The sequence below is a fragment of the Bacillus sp. 05T31 genome (assembly GCF_056396725.1).
Map to the genome: position 1 here is coordinate 1 of NZ_JBFTMA010000535.1, position 3,103 is coordinate 3,103.

3 protein-coding genes and 1 pseudogene are annotated in these 3,103 nt (G+C 32.2%); 3 read left to right on the plus strand and 1 reads right to left on the minus strand.

Annotated features, from left to right (window positions below; genetic code table 11):
- The 3 genes and pseudogenes from AC1DJR_RS23635 to AC1DJR_RS23645 form a co-directional block, all read left to right on the plus strand.
- Positions 1 to 331 (plus strand): annotated as a pseudogene (locus tag AC1DJR_RS23635) (BadF/BadG/BcrA/BcrD ATPase family protein); the annotation flags it as partial.
- Positions 332 to 466: 135 nt separating this feature from the next.
- A complete protein-coding gene (gene plsY, locus AC1DJR_RS23640) occupies positions 467 to 1,015 on the plus strand; it encodes a glycerol-3-phosphate 1-O-acyltransferase PlsY (protein WP_477003644.1) in 549 nt (182 codons plus the stop codon).
- Between the two features lie 69 nt (positions 1,016 to 1,084).
- Entirely contained in the window at positions 1,085 to 2,668 is a 1,584-nt protein-coding gene (locus AC1DJR_RS23645) for an aminotransferase class V-fold PLP-dependent enzyme (RefSeq protein ID WP_477003645.1), read from the plus strand.
- Between the two features lie 127 nt (positions 2,669 to 2,795).
- On the opposite strand, the gene AC1DJR_RS23650 is transcribed toward AC1DJR_RS23645, so the two are convergent.
- Positions 2,796 to 2,933, minus strand: coding sequence for a DUF3956 domain-containing protein (locus AC1DJR_RS23650; RefSeq protein WP_002127410.1), 138 nt, complete (start codon positions 2,931 to 2,933; stop codon positions 2,796 to 2,798).
- Between the last annotated feature and the right edge of the window lie 170 nt (positions 2,934 to 3,103).

The window sequence follows — 3,103 nt, forward strand, 5'->3', positions numbered from 1 at the left end:
AGTATATAGTTCTTCAAAAGATAAAGTTGCAGCAATCGCACCATTAATTATTCAGGAAGCGAGAAATGGGAATGATGATGCACATGAAATTATGATGCAAGCTGGTAAGGAATTAGCGAAAATTACAGTAGATGTTTATAATAAGATGCAATTTAAGCTTTCAACTCCAATTGCAGTAAGTGGCAGCATATTGCGTTTAGTTTCTGAAATATATACTGAATTTAAGAAATGCTGTGAGAAAAGTATGGGAGAAGTTATATTCGTACCACCATCAGAAATGGCAGTGAAAGGAACATATCATTTAATGAAGGGTGTATATTTTATAAAATAGAAGTATGAGAATTTTTGTATGATTTGTAAAAATATGATGTTAAAATATACAAAGGGATGTAAAGCAAGAAAAAGTACAATATACATAGTCATTGAATATTGTATAAGTACTCCCATGTAGAAAGTGAATGATTACATGATTAATAGTATGCAATTTTTGTATTTGGTGGCTGTTTATTTATTTGGAAACATATTGACCGCTTATATAGTAACGAAATGGAAACATAATGTTGATATTCGTGARGAAGGAAGTGGTAATCCTGGCGCAAGAAATATGGGGCGCGTATATGGAAAAGGGTATTTCGTCGCTACATTTTTAGGTGATGCGATCAAAGGGGCAATCGTAGTTTCTATTGCAAAATACCTTTTCGAAGATTCTACATTTGTAATGTTAGCTTTACTGGCTGTTATACYTGGACATATTTACCCAATTTTATTTAAAGGCAAGGGCGGAAAAGGCATTTCAACATTTATTGGAGGATTAATTGCATTTGATTATTTGATAGCGCTTACTCTTATTGCTGTTTTCATTATATTTTATTTAATCTTTAAAGGATTTACTAAGCCTGGACTAATTACAATCGCTTGTTTACCAGTTTGCATGATTTTGTATTGTTACTCTATTGTTACGACTATTTTAAGTGCACTTATCATTGTACTTATTTTATATGTAAATCGAGAATGAAATGAAMTTTTAATAAGTGGAGTTAATCTCCACTTATAATTTTTATTAAATACATAAAGGAGATACAACATGGGGTTAATTTATAAAGTTGCTGATYAAGCTTGGGAATTTGAAAGTATACATAAATTGAATTATAAAACATTTGTAGAAGAAATTCCGCAACATGAAGAAACGAAAGATCGTGTTCGTATAGATCGTTTCCATGAAGAAAATACATATTTAATTTGTTTAGATGACGATAAGTTAGTAGGTATGGTTGCATTGCGAGGAAAACGACCATTCTCGTTAGATTATAAAATTCCAAATCTAGATTTTTATTTGCAAGAACATGGAGAAAATGTATATGAAATTCGTTTACTTTCAGTAGAACGTGAATATCGAAATGGAAGAGCATTGTTAGGTTTAATTCGCTTTTTACATCGTTATTTGCTTCTAAATGGATATGAATGGGCACTCATTTCTGCTACAACACGTGAACTACCTTTATATGAGCAAATGGGATTCAAATCTTTCCATACGTTAGTTGGTACTGAGGCAGCAGCCTTCCAGCCAATGTATGTTACCCCAGCTATGTTTGAAGAGTCGAGTGTTGGGGGTATTATGACGAAAGAATATACGTTTTTACCTGGTCCAGTGGATATTGAAGAAAATGTTCGAAAGGCATTTTCTACTAAGCCTATTTCGCATCGTTCTAAGTCATTTCAAGTGACAATGGAAAATGTAAAAAAACGTTTACTGCAAATGACAAAAGCAAAACGTGTGCAAATAATGTTAGGAACAGGGACGTTAGCGAATGATGCCATTGCTTTACAGTTGAATTCTTTAAAAGGGAAAGGACTAGTTTTAACAAATGGGGAATTTGGAAATAGGTTAGTGGGACATGCAACACGTGCGCAATTACATTATGATACGCATAAAAAAGAAATGGCAGAGCCGTTTCTTTATACAGAATTAGAAAAAATAATGGCAACTGGAAATTATGAATGGCTTTGGTTTGTTCACCATGAAACATCAACTGGAATGTTAAATAATTTAGAAGAACTAAACATTCTTTGTAAAAAATATCAAATGAAACTATGTGTAGATTGTATAAGCTCAATTGGAGCAATACCAATAAATTTGAAGGATGTATATTTTGCAAGTGGTGTAAGCGGAAAAGCGATTAAATCATATACAGGATTATCTTTCGTTTTTCATAATCACATGATAGAGAAAAACGAAGCAATACCTATGTATATGGATATTGGTATGTATGAAATGAATGATAGTATTCCATACTCCCATTCATGGAATTTAATTTATGCATTGCAAGAAGCATTGAAGCGACTTGAAGATGAAGAGGCATTTGAAAAAATAAAAGAGGCGTATGCTTATATTGAACAAGCTATTAATACTATGGGTTTAAAGCTTGTTTCACCTAAAGATCATGCCGCTCAAATTGTTCTTACCATTCAATTAAACGAAGGGCAGTGTTCTAAGGCAGTAGGTGATGCATTAGCATTACAAGGATATATTGTTCATTATGAATCAGCATATTTACAAAAGAATAACTGGATTCAAATAGCATGTCTGAATCACTATAAAGAACGTGATATGAAGAGGATGTTAAATTGTTTGCAGATGTGTGTGTTAAAGAAAGTTCTTTTAACGTAAATGCTTGTATATTTATTATATAATTTCTACAAGGCTATGAGTCACACTTGCTAAGTGTATAGAAGTGCATTTTTTGACAAGAGTTTAAAAGAGAGCGAAAGCTCTCTTTTAAACTTACTTAAATGAATTACCCACAGATTGGAATACCGAGAACTCTCAAAGCTAGTGCTACTTGAAGAGTAATTTCCAATCTAGCAATTTCGATGCCAGCAACTGTGAGTACTAAAAAAGGTTGGCCGTTTACGAACACAATACAACTTTCCATATATACGCCTCCTTTCTAGTGATCTACTACAGTATATGAATGAAACTATAATACGTTATAGTCAGATTTATGAATTTTATAAAAATAATAGATTTACCCTATGTTTACGAAACAAATGGAGTTTCATAGTGTTAATAATTTAATTGTTAGACAAGGAAGCATCTATAATA